Here is a 2,571-nt window from a genome sequence, read left to right as displayed (position 1 = left end):
GCCCGTGACAGGCGTCGCACCGCTCCATGGAGTGGCATCCCTCGCAGGTGTGGACCGGCCCCAACTCGACTTGCGGATAGTCGTAGACGGACACCCCGCGCACGTCGGTGATGCCTCCGGGGTGGCACTCGGCGCACTCCGACGACGCCTTCACGCCATCGTGGCAGCGCAGGCACAGCGTCATCCTCGGGCGGTCGTCCGGTTCGCGACGCGGACCGTGTCCGGTCGCGCCGTGGCAGTCGAGGCATCGCCATCCGGGCTCGTCGACGAACTGTTTGTGGCTGACGCGCACGATCTTGCGGGTGATCGAATCACCTATGCCGCGGTGGCACCTGCGGCATGCGTCCGATCGCGGCCGGCGCTCATCGAGCGCGGCCGGCCGCTTCGTGGCGGCCGCGTACAGGTCGGTGAGGACCTCCAGACTGAGCACGACGCGGCCGCCGAGCCCGGGGACGGCGTGGCATGCGGCGCAGTCGATCTCGGCGTGGTGGCGCGCGTCGGCCGCGGACATCTCGAGCCGGTCCTTGTGACAGCGCACGCACGTTGAGCTGTCGGTCAGCACGATCCCGCCGGCCGCGCCGGCCGCGGCGATGCCGAGCATCCACGCGCCGACGACCACCCACAGCTCCCGGCGGGCACGCTTGCGCCGGCGCTTGCGTGCTCCGGGCGCCGATCTGCGCGGGTCGGGCGGGGCGCCGCCCACCACGATCAGTAGGCCGGCGAGCACGATGACGACGAGCGTCACGACGACGAGCGCGGCGAGCAGCAGCGCGGCGGCGCGCGGGTTGCCGGCCGGGTTTCGCAGCAGGCCCAGCAGCATATCGACGCTGACGTCGGGCGTGGAGGTGGTGATCACGGCGTGCCCCTCGGGCGTGCGGACCCCGGGCCGGGGTGCACGTGCATGTAGTGGCAGTCGCGGCAGTCGCCCACGGCGTGGCAGCTCCTGCAGCGCACCTCGATCTCGCTCTTCGGCACCGCGCCCGAATGCCGCGGGAGCCAGTCGTCGGGGTGAGGCATCTCGGTCTTGTGGCAGCCGTCGCACAGCTCGTCGACGTGACAGGCGCGGCACGTGTCCAGCCCGAGGTCCAGCGCCTTGCCGCCGTGCAGCCGGGGCCAGTCCGTCTCGTGCGGCACCGGCAGGTGGCACTCGCCGCAGTCGCTGCGTTCGTGGCAGATGTAGCAGGTCTTCGCATCACCCATGCCATGGGTCTGGTGCCGGTTCTTGCCGTGTGTCACCGCCCAGGAGTTGAGCGCGTCGCTTCGCGTCGGCGTCCCGTAGTGGCACAGGTCGCACTCCTTGGCGGCTGTGCTGCCGTCGTGGCACCGCGAGCAGCGGTCCATGGAGACGGCCCGGTCCGCGCGGACGCGGCCGTGGCCCACGGCGCTGTGGCAGTCGGTGCATCGCGCGGCACGCGGCACGCAGGTGCGGTGACTCATGCGGATGCCCGCGGTCTCGACCACCGACGTGAGTACCGAGGTGTGGCACGAGAGGCACGAGTCGTTGGAGACGGCGGACTCGGCCTGCGCGTTCGGGAGCCCTCGGGCGGCGTAGGCGGCGTCGAGCGCGAAACGCGCGGCTCGTGACGCCGGCTCCGGGCCGGCGTGGCAACCGTAGCACGAGGCTCCTTCGTGGCCGCCGGTGAGCGCCGAATCGCGGTGGCACGGACTGCACGCCGGATCCGGGCCGACCGCACCCGAAGCGACCGCCGACCACACGATGAACGCGAAGAGCCCCGCCACGAGCGCGCCGAGGACCGCCTCGCGCCGGCCCGGGAGCGGGATGCGGCGCACGGCGGGCTCGCGAGCGGGCTGGGTCTCCTTGTTCGGCATGCGGGAGGGTGCGGACCGTTTCCTTCGGGAGGACCGCGCGCCTCCGAAGGCGCCGGCGCGACCGATTATACTGCCTCGCGCGCGCACGACCCCGTGACGGGGCGGTCTCCACAGCATCCCCGCGGGGTCGCGCGGACCGCGCGGCCCGGCGGCCCGGCGGGGGGAAGCGCGCGTTGTCGCGTCCGCTCGCGTGCGTGTATCATGAGCGAAGATGAACCCTCACGCGGACCAGACGGGCCCCGCTGCGCGCGGGGCCGACGGGCGCGCGCCGCAGGCGCGCGCTCTGGCACGCACCGCGATCGCCGCCGGGGCGCTCCTCATCACGCTCGTCGCCGTCGCGGGCACAGCGGCCGGCACAGCGGTGAACTCGCTGCCCGGCGCGCCTGACGGCGTGAAGGCCAGCCGTGGCGAGACCGGCACGGTCGCCCAGGTCGCCTGGACGGCTGCGCCCGCGGGCGCGGGCGTGACCTCGTACCGCGTCTGGCGTGCCGAGGGCGACGGCGACTTCGCCCCGATCGCGGCGGTGAGTGCGCCGTCGTACACCGATCGCATCGGCGTACCGGGCGCGTCGTACCGCTACCAGGTGACGGCGTGCGCGGCGAACGGCGGCGAGTCGCTGCCGTCCGCCGTGACCGACACGCTCACCGTCGAGTGGTCGATCTCGCCACACTACGGCGTGAAGACCGGCCAGGGTGCCACGTCGTACTGCCGCGTGTGCCACCTGCCGCACAGCGCCGACAC

General features: G+C 73.5%; 3 protein-coding genes. 1 reads left to right on the top strand and 2 read right to left on the bottom strand.

Features of this window, described 5'->3' with window-relative positions; genetic code table 11:
- The coding region (locus FDZ70_09130) for a hypothetical protein (GenBank protein TLM70544.1) at positions 1–856 on the bottom strand (856 nt) is incomplete at its 3' end.
- Complete coding sequence (locus FDZ70_09125) at positions 853–1,830, bottom strand: hypothetical protein (protein TLM70543.1); 978 nt, start codon at positions 1,828–1,830, stop codon at positions 853–855. The genes FDZ70_09130 and FDZ70_09125, both read right to left, overlap by 4 nt.
- A 211-nt stretch (positions 1,831–2,041) precedes the next feature.
- On the opposite strand from FDZ70_09125, the gene FDZ70_09120 reads away from it, so the two are divergent.
- Positions 2,042–2,571 (top strand): fibronectin type III domain-containing protein (locus tag FDZ70_09120; protein TLM70542.1); only part of this gene is annotated, 530 nt, incomplete at its 3' end.

It is taken from the genome of Actinomycetota bacterium (genome assembly GCA_005774595.1).
Taxonomy (GTDB): Bacteria; Actinomycetota; Coriobacteriia; order Anaerosomatales; family D1FN1-002; genus D1FN1-002.
The sequence above is the reverse complement of the archived record's forward strand: the minus strand, read 5'-3'. Positions and strand labels throughout refer to the sequence as shown.